At 68.9% G+C, this 20,866-nt stretch carries 17 protein-coding genes; 3 read left to right on the top strand and 14 right to left on the bottom strand.

Going from position 1 to position 20,866, the window contains the following annotated elements; translation table 11 throughout:
• Positions 1-180: 180 nt before the first annotated feature.
• A complete protein-coding gene (locus AB0M15_RS04590; protein WP_363813851.1) occupies positions 181-729 on the bottom strand; it encodes a hypothetical protein in 549 nt (182 codons plus the stop codon).
• Positions 726-3,389: a hypothetical protein gene (locus AB0M15_RS04585; RefSeq protein ID WP_363813849.1), complete on the bottom strand. Its 2,664-nt coding sequence runs from the start codon at positions 3,387-3,389 to the stop codon at positions 726-728. The genes AB0M15_RS04590 and AB0M15_RS04585 overlap by 4 nt, the downstream gene beginning before the upstream one ends.
• 310 nt (positions 3,390-3,699) lie before the next feature.
• Here AB0M15_RS04585 and AB0M15_RS04580 point away from each other — a divergent pair, with 310 nt between their 5' ends.
• Together AB0M15_RS04580 and AB0M15_RS04575 are read left to right on the top strand one after the other, a co-directional pair.
• The gene (locus tag AB0M15_RS04580; RefSeq protein WP_363813847.1) at positions 3,700-5,979 is read left to right on the top strand and encodes a kinetoplast-associated-like protein; all 2,280 of its coding nucleotides are present in this window, start codon (positions 3,700-3,702) and stop codon (positions 5,977-5,979) included.
• Between the two features lie 72 nt (positions 5,980-6,051).
• On the top strand, positions 6,052-7,005 hold the full coding sequence (locus AB0M15_RS04575) for a DivIVA domain-containing protein (RefSeq protein ID WP_270135943.1): 954 nt from the start codon (positions 6,052-6,054) through the stop codon (positions 7,003-7,005).
• Positions 7,006-7,060: 55 nt separating this feature from the next.
• Here AB0M15_RS04575 and AB0M15_RS04570 read toward each other — a convergent pair whose 3' ends face one another.
• Positions 7,061-7,966 carry an A/G-specific adenine glycosylase gene (locus tag AB0M15_RS04570; protein ID WP_363813845.1) on the bottom strand — a complete coding sequence of 302 codons (906 nt, stop codon included), beginning with the start codon at positions 7,964-7,966 and terminating at the stop codon, positions 7,061-7,063.
• 32 nt (positions 7,967-7,998) lie between these two features.
• Here AB0M15_RS04570 and AB0M15_RS04565 point away from each other — a divergent pair, with 32 nt between their 5' ends.
• Positions 7,999-8,649 (top strand): hypothetical protein, encoded by a 651-nt coding sequence (locus tag AB0M15_RS04565; RefSeq protein WP_363813843.1) that lies wholly within the window; start codon positions 7,999-8,001, stop codon positions 8,647-8,649.
• Here AB0M15_RS04565 and AB0M15_RS04560 read toward each other — a convergent pair.
• From AB0M15_RS04560 to AB0M15_RS04510, 11 genes are all read right to left on the bottom strand, one after another.
• Positions 8,636-10,147: a DHA2 family efflux MFS transporter permease subunit gene (locus AB0M15_RS04560; protein ID WP_363813841.1), complete on the bottom strand. Its 1,512-nt coding sequence runs from the start codon at positions 10,145-10,147 to the stop codon at positions 8,636-8,638. The two genes, AB0M15_RS04565 and AB0M15_RS04560, sit on opposite strands and share 14 nt — an antisense overlap.
• Positions 10,123-10,695, bottom strand: coding sequence for a helix-turn-helix transcriptional regulator (locus AB0M15_RS04555; protein ID WP_363813839.1), 573 nt, complete (start codon positions 10,693-10,695; stop codon positions 10,123-10,125). The genes AB0M15_RS04560 and AB0M15_RS04555 overlap by 25 nt, the downstream gene beginning before the upstream one ends.
• A gap of 129 nt (positions 10,696-10,824) precedes the next feature.
• Positions 10,825-11,919 carry a DNA integrity scanning diadenylate cyclase DisA gene (gene disA / locus AB0M15_RS04550; RefSeq protein WP_363813838.1) on the bottom strand — a complete coding sequence of 365 codons (1,095 nt, stop codon included), beginning with the start codon at positions 11,917-11,919 and terminating at the stop codon, positions 10,825-10,827.
• Between the two features lie 143 nt (positions 11,920-12,062).
• Entirely contained in the window at positions 12,063-12,530 is a 468-nt protein-coding gene (locus AB0M15_RS04545; RefSeq protein ID WP_363813836.1) for a hypothetical protein, read from the bottom strand.
• A gap of 36 nt (positions 12,531-12,566) precedes the next feature.
• A complete protein-coding gene (locus AB0M15_RS04540) occupies positions 12,567-13,505 on the bottom strand; it encodes a beta-ketoacyl-ACP synthase III (RefSeq protein WP_363813834.1) in 939 nt (312 codons plus the stop codon).
• 153 nt (positions 13,506-13,658) lie between these two features.
• Complete coding sequence (gene radA / locus AB0M15_RS04535) at positions 13,659-15,071, bottom strand: DNA repair protein RadA (RefSeq protein ID WP_363813832.1); 1,413 nt, start codon at positions 15,069-15,071, stop codon at positions 13,659-13,661.
• 143 nt (positions 15,072-15,214) lie between these two features.
• A complete protein-coding gene (locus tag AB0M15_RS04530) occupies positions 15,215-16,507 on the bottom strand; it encodes a hypothetical protein (RefSeq protein WP_363813830.1) in 1,293 nt (430 codons plus the stop codon).
• Positions 16,504-18,273 carry a sugar ABC transporter permease gene (locus AB0M15_RS04525; protein WP_363813828.1) on the bottom strand — a complete coding sequence of 590 codons (1,770 nt, stop codon included), beginning with the start codon at positions 18,271-18,273 and terminating at the stop codon, positions 16,504-16,506. Before AB0M15_RS04525 ends, AB0M15_RS04530 begins: the two co-directional genes overlap by 4 nt.
• Positions 18,273-19,526, bottom strand: coding sequence for an ABC transporter substrate-binding protein (locus AB0M15_RS04520; protein WP_363813826.1), 1,254 nt, complete (start codon positions 19,524-19,526; stop codon positions 18,273-18,275). The genes AB0M15_RS04525 and AB0M15_RS04520 overlap by 1 nt, the downstream gene beginning before the upstream one ends.
• Positions 19,516-20,064 carry a hypothetical protein gene (locus tag AB0M15_RS04515; RefSeq protein ID WP_363813824.1) on the bottom strand — a complete coding sequence of 183 codons (549 nt, stop codon included), beginning with the start codon at positions 20,062-20,064 and terminating at the stop codon, positions 19,516-19,518. Before AB0M15_RS04515 ends, AB0M15_RS04520 begins: the two co-directional genes overlap by 11 nt.
• Before the next feature lie 77 nt (positions 20,065-20,141).
• A complete protein-coding gene (locus AB0M15_RS04510; RefSeq protein WP_363813822.1) occupies positions 20,142-20,840 on the bottom strand; it encodes a class I SAM-dependent methyltransferase in 699 nt (232 codons plus the stop codon).
• Positions 20,841-20,866 lie beyond the last annotated feature (26 nt).

The raw sequence follows: 20,866 nt of genomic DNA, 5'->3' as shown, positions 1-20,866 counted from the left end.
GCCCCCACCCACCCCGACAGCCAGCCGCCCCCGAGCAGTTTCCCGCCGAACACCCCGGCGATCCCAGAGACACCGAGCCCCAACGACAGACAAGCCACCACAACCGGTAGCCATAGCCGAACCCGGCGATTCGCGACAAACCTCACCACCCCACCTTCATTCACCGCGGCCTCGCCTACTTCAACCCCGCGAGGGTTTCCTCTCCCTCCATCGAGTGAACCGGTAGAGGCGCGACTGGGCTTCGGCCAGGGCTTCTTCGGTTGGGGGTGGCGGATGGAGATGGGTGGCTAGGAGGTGGGCTGAGGTGGTGAGGAGCCAGATGATGGCGGTGGTCAGGGCGAGGGTGGGGGCGGGGCCTGGCCAGGTGTCGGTCTGGGGCGGGAGGTCGCGCGCCTGCCAGCAGCCGGCGACGTAGATGAGACTGATGACGCCGGTGATTACGGCGGTGGCTTGTGATTTCGGGCCGGGCGGTAGGGCGAGGGTGAGGATGGTGGCGAGCAGGCCCGCTGTCCAGGTGAGGGCGAGGGTCGGTTGGGTCTCGATGCCGAGTTGCCAGACAGAGAGGCCGAGCCGGCGGCTGAAGGTCCAGGGCAGCAGGAGGGTGACGCCGGTCGCGACGGCTGCGAGCAGCATCGTGAGGGCGAACCAGCGGTGTTGCCGGCCAGCTAGTTCTTGTTCCAGGGCGTCGAGTTTCGGGGGGAGTTGCTCGTCGGGTGGCAGTTCGGTCATCGTTGGTCCAGCCGGACAATGTCGTTGCCCAGGGCAAAGAATAGCGAGTGGCCGATGACAGTGACCTCGTCGGCCGCCTGCGGTACTCCGGTGGCCGGTCCGGCGATCGTGGTGATGCGGCCAGGCCCTTCGACTCGCACCAGATGGCTGCCGTCGTACCCCCAGAGCTTCCCGTCCGGACCAGCGAACCAGTTGCCATCGGTGGTCCACTGACTCGGCGCGACGCTGGTCGACGAGATCGGCCAGCCCGTGGTGGCTCCACCGAACAGTGGAGTGGTTCGCCCGTTCGGACTCACCAGCACGAGCCGTTCGTCGAGCACCATCGCCGCATCCCCAGAACTCAACTGCACCAGCCCGTCCGGCCGCAGCCCGCCCGCGACCTGCACGCGCCGCACCTGCCCACCCGGCCCGTAGAAGTTGTACAGGTTTCCACCGATCGCAGTGACGAGCCGATCCCCAGCAGCGGCCGCGAACTCACCCCGCTGGTTGGGCAGTTCAGGCGCAGGGTCTCGCACGACCTTGGTCGAGCCACCCACCAGATGGACGCCGATCTCGTTCGAGGCCTTGCCCGGGCCGCTCAGAGTCCACCAGACGCCGCCCAGGCCGTCCGGAGCCCACGCATGCGCAGCAATGGGCAGACGGACCTGCACCAGCCGCCCACGCGCGTCCAGGCCCAGCTGAGTCGCCGTCCCCGTCGCCGCCTTCCCCGGCGGGTCCACAGCGGGCACAACCGGCACCACAGTCGCCTTGTACGCCGTACTCCCACGAGCCGGCGTCCGTCGATCGCACCGAGCGTCCGGCTCGGCAGCCGCCGGGTACGACCCAGCAGCATCGGCAGCACCCGCGATCTCGAGGACCTGGTCACCCCCACCCGGCGACGTCCCCAGCAACACCGACCCATCCGGCCGCGCCTCGATGCTGTCCACTCCAGCGGCTCCACCCGGCAACAGCCGCAGTACACCGTCGGGCGTGACCACCGCAGTCGGTGACCCTCCGCCCAGCCACACGTTGCCGCGTACATCGACAGCGAAGGCTTCGACCGTCAACGACGAGCTGGCCGGATCTCTACTCAGCGAGCACGCAGCAGGCGCGACTCCGGTGAGCTGCTGTGGCATAGACGAGCCGGGTCGGAGCAGAGCCAGCCCCGTCCGACTGTTTCGCCAAGCAGTAGTGCCGTCTGGCCCAGTCGAGACGGCATTTCCAGGTGCACCGGGTCCTGGGTCCACCACGTAGGCGGTGAGATCCAGGCCGGGGCGCAAGCGATCGGCGGGGATCTGCCAAGTAGTGGTGCCTCCCCAGATGACGATCGACCGGTCCGCGTTCCGGTGCGTGAGTGCTGGGCCTTGGCCGGTGGCAAGAACATCGACGTCGGGCGTCACGTAGTACGTGTTGTCGGTGTTTTTGTGGCTCAGGCTCACATCGGCGGCCACGAGATTCAGTGGAACGGCCAGGATCGCCCAGGGGCGGTTGCCGGCTCCACCGGCGAGCATGACCATCTTGTTGTCCTCGACACCGAGCAGTGCGGGTGGTGTCAGGCCGTGGCTCAAGGTGACGCGCGGGAACGCCACCCCGTCGCGGTACTCGAACAGAGTCGACCCTTCCGAACCAGTGCGTCCCAGCAGCCATTGACCCGGCCCGCCGTCCAGCCTTCCAGCGATCGAGTCCAGCGGGTCCGACGTACCGATGGCGACGCGCATGCCGAGCCGGTCGACCAGTTGCCCGCCCTGCAGATCCAGCAACCGATGCGGAATCCCTGCAACAGCTAGAGATCCGTACTCCGGTGCTGCTGCAGCAGGTGCGAACACTCCGGCCGTTGCGCCAACAACTCCGGCTAGCAACACCGCAAGGAGTTCACGCCGACGAGCTTGCACCCCTAGGCCGAGCAGTGCGACACCGCAGGCGAGTGCGAGCCAGGCGCCGATCCCTGGCCGGTAGCCGACCCCGTCGGAGAGCTGGTCCGGCAACTGGACCAGTGCCGAGAGGACACCGGCCACTGCGAGAGCACCGGCTAGTACGGCCCCGGCCCGTAGTACCGGCATGCGGCGAGCTATAGCCGCGCAGAGGAGCGCAACGGCGGCTAGGGCGAGTAGGACGGCCCAGGTCCGGGCGTACGGGATCTCCCAGAGCTGAACGCGGATCAGGCCGGCCTCTGCGCCCGGTGGACCGAGGGCCACGGGATCGAGCAGTTCGCGCCAGGGGAGGACGGTCGAGAGGAGCAGGATCGCGGCCAGCGAGCCGGCCAGAACGGGGGCGACGACAGGGCGGGCGACCGGCGGAGACTCGGTCGAAGAGGCCAGTTCGAGGAAGATTGCTCGCAATGCGGACTGATCGAGACTTTCTTCGGAAGAATTTTCCCGGCCTTCCGAAGGGCTGCCGAGCAGCGGTGAAACAGGCGGCAAACGGGTCGCCCAGTAGGTGGCGATGACCGTGGCCAACGCGGCCGAAGCGAGGAAACCGATCACAGCCGGTGAGGTGCCGCAGCCTGATCGGCCCTGCCAGGCAAGGCGGGTCCACGCGGTCCCGGCGACGACAGCGACCGCCACCGCACCCCAGCCGCGGACCTGCCGGCGAAGGACGATTCTGTCCGCAGACAAGCGATCCGCGAGCACCAGCGCGATCAGCGTGAGGGGTAGTGCCAGGGCCGCCCCGCGACCGCTCACGGGCTGGGTCGTCGCTCGCCAGAGGTAACAGCCTGTGCTCGCGCTGCCCGGTAACAGGACGGCCACCGTGCAGACCACTGAGAGACACGCGAGGGTTACACCTTGCCACTGGGTTCGTCGTAAGGTCCTTCGGTGTCCCAGCTCTTCCGTCCGGAGCAGGGCCGCCGCGGCCTTCGATTCGGTGGGAAGATCGCGCAGCGGCATGAAGAGAAGTTACCCGTCCGCCGATCTCGCTCGTTGTAGCTACGTGACCACGGCTTTGGGGCCCGGACTGTTGGAGAGGGGGCCGGAGATGGAATCATCTCGTCGCATGGACGCACAGCGTCTACCGCTGACCCAGGAACCGGTCCCCGACGCCGGTTCCTTTGGCGTGCGGCAAGCGGGCGGTGTGCTGGAGCGTGCGCAGCGGATCGCGGACACCCTGCGCGAGCAGGCGGAGTACGAGAACGACACCGCGCTCGAAGAGGCGGAGCGGATCCGCGCCGAGGCCGAGCGGGTGCAGGCCGAGGCCGAGCGGCATGCGCAGGAGTTGCGCGCGGCGGCCGAGGAGGAGACGCAGGCGCTGCGTGCGGAGGCCGAGCAAGCGGTCCGGAAGCTGCGCTCCGACGCGCACTCCGGTGCCCAGCGACTGCTCAGCGATGCCGAGCGCGCCGCCGAGCAGCTCCGGGCAGAGTCCGAAGCCGCGGCCGAGCAGCTCCGCAGCGAATCCGAGGCTGCGGCCGAGCAACTCCGCACCGAGTCCGAGGCGGAGGCCCGTCGGGTTCGCTCCGAGGCTCAGGCCTTGGCCGAGCGCCTGGAACAAGAGTCCACCGCCGCTGCCGAGGCACTCCGTGCCGAGTCGACAGCTGCTGCCGACAAACTGCTCGCCGACTCGACGGCTGAAGCCGAGCGGGTCCGTTCGGAGGCGGCTGCGGAGGCCGCGCGGCTCCGCGATGATTCGACTGGTGAGGCGGAGCGGGTTCGCAGTGAAGCGCAGGCGGCAGCCGAGCGGCTGACGGCCGAGGCGGCTGAGACCGCCGAGCGGTTGCGCGCCGAGTCGACCGCTGAGGCGGAGCGGGTTCGGTCCGAAGCGACGGCGATGGCTGAGCGGCTGAAGGTCGAGTCGGAGAGCGCTGCCGAGGAACTGCGCAACACAGTCGATGCCGAGGTGGCGAAGCGGCGTAGCGAGATCGAGGCGGCCGCTGAGCAGTTGCACACCGAGTCGCACGCGGCCGCCGACCGGTTGCGCGAGGAATCGCAGGCGGCGGCGGATCGACGGATCGCCGCGGCCGAGGCGGAGGCCGCGCGGCTGAAGGAAGAAGCCGACGAGATCGTCGACGAGGCCAAGCAGGCTCGCGAGGCAGCAGCTCTGGCAGTCGAGCGTGCGAGCCGCGAGGCGCAGCAGCTTGTCGCCGACGCCGGCGAGCAGGCCGCGCTCGTCTCACAGGCTGCGGTTCGCAACGAGGCCGAGCTGATCGCCCGCGCCGAGTCCGAGGCGATCGCGCTGCGGACCACGGTCGAGCGCGAGGCCGAGACGGCCAGGGAGAAGTCCCGAGCGCAGATCGCCGCCGCGCATGCCGAGATCGAGCGGCTGCGCGGTGAGAACCGGACCGAGCTCGAGCGCCGGACTGCCGAGCTCGAGGAGACCGAGCGCGCCAAGCTCGCCGCGATCTCGCTCGAGATCGACAAGCTCCGGGCCGCCGCGGTCGAGGAGATCGCCGCGAAGAGGGCAGAGACCGAGCAGGCCAACGAGCGGCTGATGGCCGACGCGCGAGCGCAGGCCAAGCTGGTCGTCGACAGCATCGAGGCCGACCGGCGGACGGCGTCCGCCGAGGCGCAGCGAATCGTCGAGGACGCGAACAAGGCGGCCGAGACCGCGCTGGCCGAGGCCGAGAAGCAGACGGCCTGGAGCAAGAAGACCGTCGACGACCTGGTCGCCACCGCCGAGCAGGAAGCTCGCGGGATTCGCGACCGGGCGGCGATCGAGGTCGCCGAGCTGGCCCATGCCAAGCGCGCCCACCTGCGCCGCGTCGTCAGCCGCTCGACCAGCCGGCTCAAGGAGACCCAGGCCGCGATCGCGAAGGAGAACGCGGAGCTGACCGCGCTCGCCGAGAAGACGCTCGCCTCCGCCAACGCGCAGGCCGAGGCGACCCTCGGCAGCGTCACCCAGCAGGCCGAGAAGGTGACCGCGCAGGCGCAGGCGAAGGCCGACCGGCTGAAGGCAGCAGCCGAGGTCGAGGCCCAGGAGATCATCACCCGCGCCAACCGCCGCGAGGCGGAGGCGAAGGTCAGCACGCAGGTACTGCGCGAGCAGGCCGCCAACGATCTGGCCACCGCGCAGCGTCAGTCGCACGAGCTGATCCGCAAGGCCCGCGCCGAGGCCCAGGGCCTCGAAGCGCAGGCCCGCGAGCACTCCGACGAGCTGCGCCAGCAGGCCCGAAAACTTCTCGCCGACGCCGAGGCGAGGGTCGCGGCGCTGAACCAGCGCCGGGACGAGATCACCAAGGAGCTCACCCAGCTTTCGGGTGTGATCGAGGCACTCGCTATCCCTGGGTTCCACGCAGGTGGTGGAATGTCCGGTAGCGAGGGTTCCACGGGGGAATCAGGATGAGGACGTGACAGTCAGATCCTTGTCAGTGACAATGTGTGATCCACCCACCCACCGAAGTGAGCATCAGAAGACATGAGCAGTGAATCCCCAACCCCGTTCCGCACCGTTCTGCGTGGCTACGAGCCTGCCCAGGTGGACCAGCACGTTCGTGAGCTGACCACCTCGCTGACCGCACTGCAGCAGCAGTCGGAGCAGCTGCAGCGCCACGTTCAGGAGCTGCAGTCCCGGACGGACGCGGCCGAGTCGGCCGTCATCACCGCCCAGGAGGACAACAAGGACCGCACGCCCACCTTCACCGAGTTCGGTGAGCGGGTCGCCAAGATCCTGTCGCTGGCCGACGACGAGGCCCGCGATCTGGTAACCCGGGCCCGTACCGACGCCGACGCGATCGTCGCCGACGCCGACGTGCACGCCAAGAAGGTCCGCAAGGAGGCCGAGCAGTACTCCCTGGACTGGAAGAGCGAGGTCGACGCCGAGGCTGCCCGCATCCTCGAGGAAGCCCGCACCCAGGCCGACGACATGCGCGACGAGGCCGAGCGCGACGCGACCGCGCGCCGCAGCGAGGCGCAGGCGCTGTACGAGCAGGAGCGCGCCAAGTCCGCTCAGGCGGCGGCTGCCTTCGAGACCACCCTGGCCGAGCGCCGGGGCAAGGTCGAGCAGGAGTTCGCGGCTCGTACCGCACTGGCCGAGCAGCAGCTGGCGGCGGTCACCGACCGCGCGGCCCAGGTGCAGCGCGAAGCCGACCGGTCCCGGTCCGAGGCGGAGCGCCTGGCCCAGCAGCAGCTGGCCGACGCCAACCGTCAGGCGCAGGAGATCGTCGCGGCCGCGAAGGACAAGTCCGAGCGGATCCGGGCCGAGTCCGAGCGCGAGCTGGCCGCCGCGACCCAGCGTCGCGACAGCATCAACGCGCAGCTGACCAACGTCCGGCAGATGCTGGCCACGTTGTCCGGCAGCCCGGCGATGCCGCTGGACCTGCTCACCGACGACGCCGACGAGGCGACGGCGAACAGCAGCAAGAAGAACTGATCACCACCCGCTGAGGCCGGCCCGAACTCCGGGCCGGCCAACAGCACTTTCCGGATCAGGCAGGCAGGCGGTACTGGCCGTCGGCGATCGGATCCACCAGGCCGTCGGCGACCAAACCGTCAAGGGCACGTTCACGCTGCGCTTGTTCAGGCCAGCAGGCGTCCAGGTCGGATTTCTGGACTGGGCCGTGGGCGGCTCTCAGGACTGCTAGTAGGCGGCCGCGGACCTGGCGGTCGGTTCCTTCGTAGGTTTGGGCTTTGCGGGGTGGGCCGTCGTAGGGCGGGCTGCCGGCCAGGACCCAGGCGCACTGGGGACGGATCGGGCAGTCGGCGCAGCGTGGGGTGCGGGCGGTGCAGATGAGGGCGCCCAGCTCCATCGTCGCTACGGCCCAGCGGGCGGCCGTGGACTCGTCAGTGGGAAGTGCAGAGACTGCTAGCCGCAGGTCGGCGGCAGTGGGCGAGATGGTCGGCTGAGCCAAACCAGTGATCGCCCGGGCGAAGACTCGTCGGACGTTGGTGTCTACTACCGCGTGCCGCTGCCCATACGCGAACGACGCGATCGCAGCCGCCGTGTACGTCCCAACGCCGGGCAGTGCGAGCAGTGCCGCGTGGTCGTCCGGTACTACGCCCCCGTGCTCCTCCACGATCGCCTTAGCCGCCGCATGGAGCCGCAGGGCGCGACGGGGGTACCCCAGCCGGTCCCAGGCCCGCACAGCCTCACCTGGAGCCTCCGCAGCGAGATCAGCCGGCTTCGGCCAGCGCTGCATCCACCGCTCGTACGCCGGGAGCACCCGCGCGACCGGTGTCTGCTGCAGCATGAACTCGCTGACCATCACCGCCCAGGCACCCGCATCGGGTTCGCGCCAGGGCAGGGTGCGGGCGTTCTCGGCGTACCAGTCGAGGATCGGCTCGTGCAGCGCGGTGGCCGAGCCTGGTGCGTGGGGGAGCGGCGAGTCTGACATGTCGAGCACAATCCTGACATTAAGGTTCGAACATGAGCAGCCTGCTCCGACCGGTCGGGCATCTGCCCGCCAGCGTGTACTGGTTCCGGCGCGCACTTGTGCTCGTCGTACTGGCGGCGCTGCTCTTCGTCCTGGTCCGGGTGCTCGGCGGCGGTGACGACCCGAAGAACTCCGCGGCCACGGACCCCGGCCAGAACCCTTCGTCCGGCCCGACCGTCGTGCCCACGCAGACGCCCAGCGCCAAAACCTCAGGGTCCAAGAAGTCGACCGAGACGACCTCGACGAAGACTCCGAAGGACGTCACCTGCACCGGTAGGGACGTGAAGATCGAGGTCGTACCGGCCACCCGGACCCTCACCGCGGGCACCTCGATGAACCTGGTGATCCAGCTGAGCGCCGTCCGCGACGAATGCCGGGTCGCGGTCGACCCGACCGTCCTCTCGCTGACGATCACCTCGGGCAAGGACCAGATCTGGACCACGGAACACTGCGAGAAGGTCGTTCCGCGAGCCACCCTGATCCTTGCCAAGGGCAAACAATCGACGGCGACCATCCCGTGGGACGGCCGCCGGTCGCGCCCCGGCTGCCTGCCCGGACAGCTGCAGGCCAAGCCGGGAACCTATGTGGCCAAGGCGGTCTACGACGGGAACGCCTCGACCCTCCAGGCCTTCACGATCGTCTAGCAGTCCCTGTAGCAGAAGGGGTTTCGGCCGGCTTGATCATGAAAGCCGGCTTGACGAAGAGTAGTGCCGCGGCGAGCCCGATCAGCAGCACGGCTGCCGGCAACATGATCGACTGTGCCATCGAGTCACTGAAGCCCTGCCGCAACGCCTCGGGCAGTTTGCCTGCGCCACCCTCGGCCGCCATCCCTTGCATAGCAGGCAAATTGGTCGCCAGGCGCGACTCCATCAATACGGCGATGCCCGCGCTACCCAGCACCGCACCGACCTGGCGCGTGGTGTTGTAGACGCCCGCGCCGGCACCGGCCTGGTGCATCGGCAGGTTGCGGGTCGCAGTACTGCCCAGCGGTGCCCACATGAAGCCGTTGGCGACACCGAGCAACGCGATCGGCAGCAGCAGCTTCCAGATCGCCACGTCCGGCTCGATCACCTGGCTGAGCCAGAAGAGCGAGACAGAGCAGCACAGCAGGCCGAAGCCGGCGAGGTACCGCGGGTGGGCCTTGTCCGTCAGCCGTCCGACGAACGGCGCGAGCATGCCGGAGATGACCGCCATCGGCACCAGCAGCAACGCCGACCGGGTCGGGCTCAGGCCGCGCACGCTCTGGGCGTACAGCATCAACGGGAACGTCATCGCGGTGATCGCGAAGCCGACCGTGGTGATCGCGGTGTTGGCCAGCGAGAAGTTGCGGTCCTTGAACAGCGACAGCGGCAGCAGCGGCTCCCCCTTGTTCTTCGCCTGCCAGAACAGGAAGATCCCGATCACCAGCAGGCCGACGATGATCAGCCCCCAGACCGAGATCGGTCCACTGATCTGACCCCAGTCGTACTTCTGGCCCTCCTGGATGCCGAACACCAGGCAGAACAGGCCGATCGAGGACAGCGCGACGCCGGCCAGGTCGAACTTGTGATCGTGCGTCGGCAGGTCCGGGACGAGCCGCCAGGCCAGGACGAAACCGATGACGCCGATCGGCGCGTTGATGAAGAAGATCCACTGCCAGCCGAGCCCGTCGACCAGTACGCCGCCGAGGATCGGGCCGACCAGTGTCGCGACGCCGGCGGTGGCGCCCCACAGGCTCATCGCCTTGCCGCGCTGGTTGGCCGGGAAGATCCGGGTGATCACCGCCATCGTCTGCGGCGTCATCATCGAGGCACCCAGGCCCTGGAAGACCCGGGCGATGATCAGCATCTCGATCGAGTTGGTCAGCCCGCACCAGACCGACGCGAGCGTGAACAGCGTCAGGCCGGCCAGGTAGAGCTTCTTCGGCCCGATCCGGTCACCGAGCCGGCCGGTGATCAGCAGCGGTACGGCGTACGCGAGCAGGTAGGCGCTCGTCACCCAGACGACGTTGCCGACGTCGGTGTGCAGGTCGGTCAGGATCGAGGGGGTCGCCACCGAGACGATGGTGGAGTCGACCAGGATCATGAAGAAGCCCAGTACGAGCGCCCACAGCGCCGGCCACGGCCGGACGTCCGGGGTCACTTGGTCTTGCGGTGTTGCCATGAAAGATCCTTGCTCTCGATCCGTTGAAGAAGTGTGGTCAGCCAGTCCCGCTCCGCGGTGAGCACGGCCCGGTTGTAGTCCGCTGCCATCCAGAACGCCTCCGGCACCTGCCGCTCGATCGCCCCTGTGATCGCCTCCCCGATGTCGGCGAGCTGGACGTCGAGGTCGCCCAGCCGGCGCCGGAACCGCTCGACCGCGTCGTCCATGTCGAGGTTGTGCGCCTCGCTCAGGACGACGGGGAACAGCGGGTACTCGTAGGCGTAGCTCTCGATCCCGGTCTGCACACGCTCTTGCAGCGCCCGGGTACCGGCGGCAGTGACCTCGTACGTCGTCCGCTCGGGGCGGTTGCCGGCCCGTTCGGTACCGGTCGCGCGGACGAGTTCCTGCCCGGCCAGTCGCTCGACCGTGTGGTAGAGCGAGCCGGGCTTGACCTTCAGCAGCCGGTCGTTCCGCCGTTGCAGCAGCAGTTGGTACATCTCGTACGCGTGCATCTGCCGCTCGTGCAGCAACGCCAGCACCGCGATGGCCAGCGGCGTCAGTTCGGCCAAGACATCTCCCGTTCCGACTATTCCTTGCGAACTATTCCTTCTGGAGTATTACTCGGAGATGGCTGACAACGCAAGAACGCGGCGCCGGCTGGTGGTCAGCCGGCGCCGCGTTCGTAGTACGGGAGAGTTTTAGACGTAGCGCTCGAGGATGCTGGACTCGGCGAGGCGGGACAGGCCCTCGCGGACCGTGCGGGCGCGGTTCTCGCCGACGCCGTCGACGGTCTGCAGGTCGTCGATGCTGGCGGCGAGCAGCTTCTGCAGGTGGCCGAAGTGCTCGATCAAGCGGTCGATGACGGCGCCGGGGAGACGCGGCACCTTGGCCAGCAGGCGGTAGCCGCGCGGGGTGACGGCCGCGTCGAGCTGCTCGGCCCCACCGAGCTGCAGGGCGCGGGCGACCTGGCCGATGTCGAGCAGGTCGGTCGGGCTGACGGCGTCGAGCTCGAGCAGGACGTCCTCGGCCGTCTTCGGCCGGCGCCCGGCCGCGGGCGGCAGGTAGTCGCGGACGACGAGCTCGCGCTCGCCGGCGACACCGGCGACGAGTTCGTTCAGCTGGAGGGTGAGCAGCCGGCCGTCGGTACCGAGCTCGACGACGTACCCGTCGATCTCGGTGGCGATCCGACGGACCATCTCCAGCCGCTGGGCGACGGCGGCGACATCGCGAACCGTGACCAGGTCCTCGATCTCGAGCGCGGACAGCGTACCGGAGACCTCGTCGAGGCGCAGCTTGTAGCGCTCGAGGGTGGCCAGCGCCTGGTTCGCCCGGGACAGGATGGCGCCGGAGTCCTCGAGCACGTAGCGCTGGTCGTCGACGTACAAGGCGATGATGTGCATCGACTGGGAGACCGAGATGACCGGGAAGCCGGTCTGCCGGGCGACCCGGTCTGCGGTGCGGTGCCGGGTGCCGGTCTCCTCGGTGTGGATGGACGGGTCCGGCATCAGGTGGACGGCGGCGCGGAGCATCTTGGAGACGTCGCGGTCGAGGATGATCGCGCCGTCCATCTTGCTCAGCTCACGCAGGCCGGTGGCGGTGAACTCGACGTCGATCGCGAAGCCGCCGGTGGAGATGGAGTCGACCGTCTTGTCCTGGCCGAGCACCAGCAGGGCACCGGTCCGGCCCCGCAGGATCCGTTCCAGGCCTTCACGCAGTTCGGTACCGGGCGCCACGGCGGCGAGGGTCGCGCGCATCCGTGCGTCGGTGCTGTTCTTGTCGGAATTCGGGGCCACGGTCACTGAGTCTATGCGGCGCGGAGCCGTGCTGTGACCGACCCACCAGCTTTGCGGGCCGGTGGGCTCCGGCGATCCGGTCGCGTTTGCAAACGCACGTGCATCGCATCGTGCAACCGCATCGTGCACCTCCGGGCTGAGCGCTATTTGGCCGCCCGGCGGGCCTGGACGGCGATTCCGGCCAGCACCAGCCACAGCACGATCACCAATCCGATAACAGGTGACCAACTGTCGTCGTACCGCGTGTCGCCGCTCGTGTGGTCGTCGATCGCGAGCGGAATCGTCAGGACGACGACCGCGAGACCGGCGATCGCGGCGCCCAGCGACGAGAGCCGTTGGGGCGGTCGCGCGACGGCCAGCAGCAGTGCGGCGAGGTACGGCACGAGCGCCAGCGGCTCGTGGACGTAGAGGTCGAGCCCGGTGCGATGCAGGTGCTCCTGGGTCACTCCGGTCGCCGACGTGGTGATGATCCTGCGGTCCAGCCAGTTGGAGCCGAGCAGCACGAACAAGCCGACCACGGTCGCGTACGCCGCGCAGCGGTACATCGCCAACTGCACCGCTCCACCCGGCGAGTGCAGGTGATACCGGGTCTCCAGCTCGAACTGACTCATGCGCACAGGCTGGCAGCTCCGGGGTCCAGCCCCGTACTACGGGCAGCGGATGATCTGGCCCGCGTAGGAGAGGCCACCGCCGAACCCGAACAGCAGCACCGGCGCACCGGCCGGAATCTCGCGCCGCTCGACCAGCTTGGACAAGGCGATCGGGATGCTCGCGGCCGAGGTGTTGCCGGACTCGATCACGTCCCGGGCGATCACCGCGTTGACCGCGCCGAGGCGCTTGGCCAGCGGCTCGATGATCCGCAGGTTGGCCTGGTGCAGGACGACGCCGCCGAGCTCCTCGGGGGTGACGCCACCCTTCTCGCAGACCTGCCGGGCGATCACCGGCAGCTGGGTGGTGGTCCAGCGGAAGACGCTCTGGCCCTCCTGGGCGAACTTGCCGTCGCGGCCCTCGATCCGGACTGCGTCCGACATCTCCGGCACCGAACCCCAGACGACCGGGCCGATCTCCGGCTCGTCGCTGGCGACCAGGACGGCCGCTCCGGCTCCGTCGCCGATCAGCACGCAGGTGGTCCGGTCGGTCCAGTCGGTGAAGTCGCTCAGCTTCTCGACGCCGATCACGATCGCCTTGGAGGCCGCACCGGCCCGGATCGCGTGGTCGGCGGTGGCGAGCGCGTGGCTGAAGCCGGAGCAGGCGGTGTTCACGTCGAGCGCGGCTGGGCTGCCGAGGCCGAGGCGGGAGGCCACCCGGGCGGCGATGTTGGGGGAGCGGTCGATCGCCGTACAGGTCGCGACCACGACCAGGTCGATCTCGGCGAGGTCGATGCCGGCGTTGGCGACGGCCTTCTCGGCGGCCCGCCAGGCCATCTCGTCGACCTGCTCGTCCGGCGCCGCGATCCGGCGCTCCTTGATCCCGACCCGGCTCTGGATCCACTCGTCGTTGGTCTCCACCATGGTGGACAGCTCGGCGTTGGTGAGCACCCGCTCGGGCTGGTAGTGGCCGAGGGCGACAACTCTGGAACCGGTCATCTCGCGTGCTCCTCCGGGATGGGGACGGCCTGGGGCGGTGGCCGTTTGCTGTGGGGGCACCCTCAGAATACGTTCCTTACTACTGGCGCGTAGATACCCGTCTCACCGTCACATCCCCGCTGTGAACTGGACCACAGGGTCCAGCCTCGGTGGTCAGGTGAGGCCGGCGGCGGTGAGGGCGGCGCGGATGTCGCCGGCGGCGAAGGTGCGCAGGCCGTACTTGGCCTCGATGTCCATCGGCTTGGACTCCTTGGACCGGTTCGGTACGTCGGCCGGGATGATCGCCTTGGTGAAGCCGAGTCGGGCGGCCTCGGCCAGCCGCTTCTCCAGACCGCCGACGCGGCGTACCTCGCCGGCCAGGCCGACCTCGCCGATCGCGATCAGGCCGGGGTGGATCGGCTTGTCCATCACCGACGACGCGACCGAGATGGCCACCGCGAGGTCCGCGACGGGCTCGGTGATCTTCACTCCGCCGACGGTCGCGACGTACACCTCCTGGTCGGTCAGCTTCAGCCCCGCGCGGTTGCCCAGCACGGCGAGCACCATCGCGACGCGGGACGACTCGAGACCCGACGTCGTACGCCGCGGTTGTGGTGCCGCAGACGGCCCGACCAGAGCCTGTACTTCGGCCAGCAACGGCCGGCGTCCTTCCATCATCACCGTGACGCAGGTGCCCGCGACCGGCTCGGCGTGCTCGGACACGAACAGGCCGGTCGGGTCGCTCACCTCGACGATGCCGGTGTCGACCATGTCGAAGCAGCCGACCTCGTCGGACGGGCCGAACCGGTTCTTGGTCGCGCGCACCATCCGGAAACCGGAATGCCGGTCGCCGTCGAACGCGAGCACCACGTCGACCAGGTGCTCCAGCATCCGGGGGCCGGCGATCGCGCCGTCCTTCGTCACGTGCCCGACCAGGACGACGGCGATGTTCCGCTCCTTCGCCAGCCGGACCAGTGCGCCCGTCACCTCGCGGACCTGGGTGACACCGCCCGGAGCGCCATCGACCTCGGGGTGCGCCATGGTCTGCACGGAGTCGATCACTAGGAAGGTCGGGTCGACGGCATCCACTTGGCCGACGACTGCTCCGAGGTCCGTCTCGGCCGCGAGGTACAGCTCATCCACCAGCGCGTCCGTACGTCCTGCTCTGAGCCGGACCTGGGCTGCGGACTCTTCGCCGGAGACGTACAACGTGCGTTGTCCCCGTCGCGCCGACTGCGCGGCAACCTCCAGCAACAACGTCGACTTGCCGACGCCCGGCTCACCCGCGAGCAGGATCACCGCGCCCGGTACAACTCCACCGCCGAGCACCCGGTCGAGCTCGCCGATCCCCGTCGGCCGCGACTCCGCCTCAACCGCCGACACCTTCCCGATCGGCATTGCCGGTGACGACACGGGCCCCGCCGTAATCCGAGCAGCCTTCGGCGCCCCGACCTCGGCCACCGTCCCCCACGCCTGACATTCCCCGCACCGCCCGATCCAGCGCGCGGTCGTCCACCCACACTCGCTACACGCGAACGGCGACTTCCCCGCCGCCTTGGACCTGGTCGACCCCGCTGCCTTCACCATGTCGCCAACCTAATTCACCCCACCGACAAACCCGAGCCGCCCATCCACAGCCGCGCTAAGCAGATGGCTGGCTTTAAGGCGAGGTGGATCCGGAGGCCCACCGACCGGTTGCTGCCGTCGGGCCGGATCGGCCGGGGTGGGGGTTAGTGGAATAGGCGGGTTAGTTGTTGGCGGAGCCAGGTGGTGGGGGTTCGGTGGGGTGGGGGGTCTGGGGGTGGTGGCTGTTCGGCGGAATCGCGGGCTGCTTTCAGATAGCGGGTTAGGAGGGGGTGGCCGGTGGTGCCGCCGCGGAGGTCGGCGCTTTGTTCCAGGAAGACTCGGGCGTTGTCGGGGAGGTTGGCGGCGAGCTCGGCTGAGCCCAGGTGCTGGAGGCAGCGGGCCCTGCCTTCGGGCTCGTCGACCTCGGTGTACAGGTTGGCGGCCTCTCGCCACCAGCGTTTGGCTTCTTTGGGGCTTCGTTGCATCCAGGCGGCGACGCCGTGCAGTTCCAGGGCGTGGGCCCGTGCGCTCGCGTCGCCGGCGGCGGTAGCCCGGGCGGCAGCGGCGCGTAGTTGGTCCAGCGCGCTCTCCGGGTCCTGCTGATAGAGGTGAACGATCGCCAGGTTGATCTGGATGGCGATCTCTCCAGCGAGGTCCGGTCCCGGCCTCCGCAGCCGTGCGTCGTCCAACCGGTCCCGGGCATTCAGTACGGCCTCGTCCCGATCATTGCCGGATGGCGCCTGTTCCGCCCACGCAAGGAACAGCAACGCCCGCTCCACATGCCGACGGGTGCTCAGCGCCGCCGCGGTCCGACCGGGTGTCGCCACATTGGACGAGACCCCGAGCCGGATACTGGCCGTCTCCAGCTCCCCCTTCAGCCGGTACGCCGTTGCCGCCCGCACCGCCGCGAGTTCCCTCAGCTCCCGCCGACCGGACGCATCAGCCACGGCGGCCAGTGATTCGCTCAGCTCGAGCAGACTCTGAGCGTCCTGCTGCCGCAGGTACCAGGCCTCCAGCGCGTCGCAGATCCGGGCAACGTCATCCACGTTGTCGGTACGAGCCTTCTCCGCTTCCAGCAACTCGCGCAGCCGCGGCTCCTCCTGCTGGAACCACTCCGACGCAGCCAACCCACCCGCGTCCGAGCCAAGCGACACCAGCCACTGCTCGGCCTCCTCCGCTGCAACATGCAGCTCAGCGGGTTCCGGCGGTGTCCGGGAGCGCCAGCGCCGATAGCGCCGCAACCCGACCGGAGCGTTGTAGATCGCCCAGATCAGGCCCAGGACGATCGTCAGGCTGATCCCCGCGACCTTGATCCAGCCGCTGCTGTCGATGCTCTGGGAGAGCTTGTCGCCGGCCAGCCCCGACAACAGCCCGGCCGCGAGCGCGCTGATCCCGAGAATGTCGCCCCGCCGCCGCGGCTCCCTGCCTGGCTTGTCTGAAGGGTCCGGTGACGTCACGGCTTACTCCCCACCGTCAGCCCGCGCACAACCGTCCGCCAGAACGTCAGCAGCAACGCAACCGGCACCACCGACGCTACGAAGGCCGCAGCGGCCACTGTCCCGCTCGACGCCGAGAACTGCCGAGCCTCTCCCCACAACACCAGCGACAGCGGCGTAGTACCAGGCCCGCTGATCAGAAACCCCACGATGAAGTCGTTCCACACCAGGGCGAACTCCAGCACAGCCACAGCAACCAGCGCAGGCCGGTACGTCCGCTGCACAGTAGCCAGTACTGCGCTCTGCCGAGCCGGCCCCTGCAACGCCTCAGCCACCAGCACCGGCGGCGCCGAAGCAAACGCCGACCGCAGCAGCAGTACTGCGAACGGCAACCCCGCCGCCGCATGTACCAAGGCCAACGCAACCCGCGACCCGGCCAACCCGGCTGCACCGATCGCATCCCGCAGGGGAGCCGCATACATCTGCACCGGCGTCACAGCGAGCACCACGAAGGATGACGAGACCAACCGCCCCAACCAAGGCGGCAACCCACCCCAGGCCACCAAGTACGCAGTAGGCACCGCAATCACCAGCAAAACAAGGGTTGCCACCGCAGAGATCAACAGTGTCGACAGCAGCGCCCGCAGCAAGCCCGCGTTGACGGCGGCCGTGAAGGACTCCAACCCGATCCCGTCGAGCGACCACCACCCACGAAGTCCTGCCTCCCGAGGCGAATGCAGCGCGGTGGCCACCAGTACGACCGCAGGCAGGATCCAAACCAAGCTCACCGCGAACCCGACCGTCCACCCGATCCGCCGCACCCGCAGGCTAGGCCTGGAGCGCGCCAGCGACGGCTGGACCACACTGACCGGCATGGCCCACCGCCGTCGCCGCAACCCACGGACACCGATCACCGCGACAGCAGCCACGATCGCGAACAGCACCACGCCAAGAACCGCAGTACGACCGGCCGGCTCACCGGTGCTGGTAGCGCGCCACCAGTTCAGCCCCAGTACGTCGGCATCGCGCTGCATCGGCCCCGGGACAACGATGAGCACCAGGTCGAACACCCGAACCGCAGCGATCACCAGGGTCAGCGTCACCACACCAGTGATCGGCCGTAGCAAGGGCAACTCCAGGGCCAGAAGTCGTCGCCACCCGGTGACACCCTCGGCCACCAAGGTCCGGCTGACGTCGTCCGGGATCGCATCCAGGCCTGCCCGGAACAGCGATACGACGTACCCGAGCCAGGTCCAGCCGAACGCCGAGACCAGTACCAGCCAGAACAACCCCGGCCCGAGCCATACCGGGCTGGAGCCTAACAGCTCGGTCCAGACGGCCGTCACCGTGCCACGCTCGGGTGTCGGGTCGTAGATCAGCCGGAAGGTCGCACCCGACACCAGCACCGAGACCGCGAACGGAATCACCAACGCCGGTTGGAGAAACGTCGACAGTCCCGGCAACCGATAGCTGACCAGCGCCAGCAGGAAGCCGACCACGACCAGCCCGAGCGCCACTGCGATCCACGCCAGACTGTTGCCTACAGCATGCAATGCAGCCGGGTCGCCCATCACCGCGAAGTTGCCGAGCCCGAAGGTGCCGTCCGGACGCTTGAAGGCGGCCACTACGGTCACCGCGATGGGGATGAGCAGCAGGGAAGTCAGCAGCAGTGCTGGAAGCCCAAGTAAATAAGGGCCCAGCGGGCGTCGCGGCTTGCCTGGCACGGGACGGCCGCTGATCTCGCGCCCGACGATCTCGAGCGTCAGGCCGTTGCTCTGCAGCCCCATCAGCTCTCCACCTTCCGCAGTTCGGCGAGAGCGGCTTCAACGGCCTCCGGTACGACGTCGCTACCGCGCCCGCCGATCCGGACGAGGAAGTCGGTCAGTACTCGCCACAGCCCGTTGATGTCGCCCAGTCGCCCGAGCCGGTCGGACAGGTCGAACTGCAGCGACGCACCGGGCGCGACTAGTTGCAGGGCGAGCCGGGTGAGTTCAGGGGAGTACCCACTGGTCACGCCGTCCGCCAGGAAGCCGCCCTCCGCGATCCACGGGGCGACAGCGGCGGGCGCGGCCAACCGGCGTACGAGGTCGCGGGCGTCGTCGCTGGTCGGCTTGGGCAGGACCATGACGTCGCCACCGACCACCACCGGCGGCGCAGCGCCGGGAGTGATGGCCGGGAAGGTGAAGATGCCGATGTCATCGGGGTCTGCGGCGAACGAGCGCACCACTGGTTCGGCGAAGTCGGATGCGAGCACCATCGCCGCCCGGCGATGCCCGAAGACCTCCACGATCGCATCGGGGAACTGCTGCACCAGTGACCGCTCCACGCCGCCCGCCAGCGCTCCAGGTGCCGACCACATCGTTCCCAGGAGTCGGAGAGCCGCAGCAAAGCCAGGCTGCTCGGATGGCCGCGGATGAGCGGCCGCGGCCAATGCTCGGTAGGTGGATGGCGAGGATCCCAGCAGTACGTTCTCCAGGAAGTCGGTGAGCACCCAGCCGTCCCCAGCAGCCAGTGCCAACGGCCTGATGCCTTCACCCGACAGGGCCCTGTTCACCGCGAGCCACTCGCTCCACTGGGTGGGCGGCTTGAGTCCTGCTTTCTCCAGAACGGATGGCCGGTACCAGACCGCGGACTTGTGAGCCGTCTTGAAGGGCAGTCCGTACGTCGTGCCGTCGACGACCAGTAGCTCATCCCACAGCCTGGCCCGGCCCCGATCGGCCAGATCGTCCGGCATCGATTCCAGGTCCTTCTGATGAGATGGGACGAGCCCTGGCTGCGGGAGCATCACCAGGTCGGGCCGGCGCGCAGAACGTGGTCCGAAGGCGGTGGAGATGTCGTCGCCGAGCGGGACCACCTCAACCGGGTAGTCGAGCCGCCCGAGCCCGTCGAGCACCGAGTGGAAGGCACGCAACTCCTGACCGCTCCAGCTCACTGCGATCCGTACGGGGCGACGGAGGCCGAGGACATCCGCAGTACCGGAGCAGCCGGTGGCAAGGAGTACAGCGGAGGCGCCCAGGAAGGCGCGGCGGCTAATCAGCATGCTGGAACCCCGTAGTACGGGTTGGGTCGGTGGTGATGAGCAGGAGGGCTGGGAACCACAGTTCCGGGTTCTCGAACCACAGCAGTGATCCCCAGGTGGGTAGGCCGGCCGCATCCTCCAGGACGATCGCAGTGGGGTGCGCACGAAGCGCACGGGCTACTCCGGCCAGGCGGCGACGGCCGGGGGTGATCTCGTGGGGATAGCGGTCCAGTACGTCTCCGAGACCGCAACGAGCTGCGGTCTCGCGGCTCTCTTCCTCGGCTGCCCGGCGGGTGACTCGGTGGGTGACCGTATGGCCGTGGACGATGTTGCCGAGCACGTCCAGGTGAGGTAGCAGGCCACCTTCGGCCGGCACGAGCCGGATGTCGCCGCTGCAATCGATGGTCGCGTCCGGTGGGGGCTTGTCCGGCCCGGTGATCAGATCGGCCAGCAGGCGCGCAGTAGTCGCATCCGGAACCACCAGGGCTCGCTGCTCACCTCGGACCAGCTGAAGCCGCTGCGGCAGACCGGGCAACCCATCGAGCAGCAGTCCGTCCATCCCGCCTGGCGCCTCCTACGTCGGGTTGCTCACCGTAGTGGAGGGCCGGGTCTCCCGCAGCTCTACGCGTGCCGGAGCTAGTAGGTCTTACTCCACAGGTTGATGGCGTAGTCGACCTCGACACCGGTGTGGGAGGCGATGTAGCGCTCGGCGTCGGCTGGCTTGAACTCGATCCGGATCACGGCCTCCAGGTCCTCGCGACGTTCGAACCGCCAACCCATCTCCAGTGGCGTCCGTTGCCAGCCACGGGTGAGCCAGAAGCGCTCCACCTCGTCAGGCTTGATCATCGGGTAGCTCTGGCTGAACCAACGCCCGAACGTCGACCGCGAGCCGTCGTTGTCGATCACGAACGCGGTCCCGCCCCGGCGCATCACCCGGTCCAGCTCGGCCAGCCCCGGCTCGCTGCCCGGCCCGAAGAAGTACGCCCAGCGCGCGTGCATCACGTCGATCGACGCGTCCTCGACCGGCACCTTCTGCGCCGTGCCCTGCCGGATCTCGACCGTCGGCAGGTCCTTGGTACGCCGGCGCGCGATCGCCGCGAGTTCACCGTGCGGCTCGACCCCGATCACCCGGCCGGCCGTGGCCGCGAACATCGGCAGGTGGAAGCCGGTCCCACAGCCGAGGTCCAGCACGGTCGCCCCGGCCCAGTCGCGGATCGCCCGCATCGCCGGCTCGATCACGCCGTCCGGATCGACGGCCCGGTTCTCCACTTCGTACACGGCGGGATGGTGCCAGATGTTGGGACTCGGGATCCCACCGTCCGCTATGTTCGCCACGCCGCAACCCTAGACAACCGTCCCCG

The organism is Kribbella sp. NPDC051718, assembly GCF_040681515.1.
GTDB lineage: Bacteria > Actinomycetota > Actinomycetes > Propionibacteriales > Kribbellaceae > Kribbella.
This window is presented reverse-complemented; position numbering and strand designations above follow the sequence as displayed.

Excerpts from the sequence above, each read along its gene's own strand:
- radA (WP_363813832.1), bottom strand. The coding sequence starts at position 15,071 with ATGGTGAAGGCAGCGGGGTCGACCAGGTCCAAGGCGGCGGGGAAGTCG.
- AB0M15_RS04560 (WP_363813841.1), bottom strand. The coding sequence starts at position 10,147 with ATGGCAACACCGCAAGACCAAGTGACCCCGGACGTCCGGCCGTGGCCG.
- AB0M15_RS04520 (WP_363813826.1), bottom strand. The coding sequence starts at position 19,526 with ATGCTGATTAGCCGCCGCGCCTTCCTGGGCGCCTCCGCTGTACTCCTT.
- AB0M15_RS04545 (WP_363813836.1), bottom strand. The coding sequence starts at position 12,530 with ATGAGTCAGTTCGAGCTGGAGACCCGGTATCACCTGCACTCGCCGGGT.
- AB0M15_RS04540 (WP_363813834.1), bottom strand. The coding sequence starts at position 13,505 with ATGACCGGTTCCAGAGTTGTCGCCCTCGGCCACTACCAGCCCGAGCGG.
- AB0M15_RS04590 (WP_363813851.1), bottom strand. The coding sequence starts at position 729 with ATGACCGAACTGCCACCCGACGAGCAACTCCCCCCGAAACTCGACGCC.
- AB0M15_RS04515 (WP_363813824.1), bottom strand. The coding sequence starts at position 20,064 with ATGGACGGACTGCTGCTCGATGGGTTGCCCGGTCTGCCGCAGCGGCTT.
- AB0M15_RS04525 (WP_363813828.1), bottom strand. The coding sequence starts at position 18,273 with ATGGGGCTGCAGAGCAACGGCCTGACGCTCGAGATCGTCGGGCGCGAG.
- AB0M15_RS04575 (WP_270135943.1), top strand. The coding sequence starts at position 6,052 with ATGAGCAGTGAATCCCCAACCCCGTTCCGCACCGTTCTGCGTGGCTAC.
- AB0M15_RS04580 (WP_363813847.1), top strand. The coding sequence starts at position 3,700 with ATGGACGCACAGCGTCTACCGCTGACCCAGGAACCGGTCCCCGACGCC.
- AB0M15_RS04565 (WP_363813843.1), top strand. The coding sequence starts at position 7,999 with ATGAGCAGCCTGCTCCGACCGGTCGGGCATCTGCCCGCCAGCGTGTAC.
- AB0M15_RS04570 (WP_363813845.1), bottom strand. The coding sequence starts at position 7,966 with ATGTCAGACTCGCCGCTCCCCCACGCACCAGGCTCGGCCACCGCGCTG.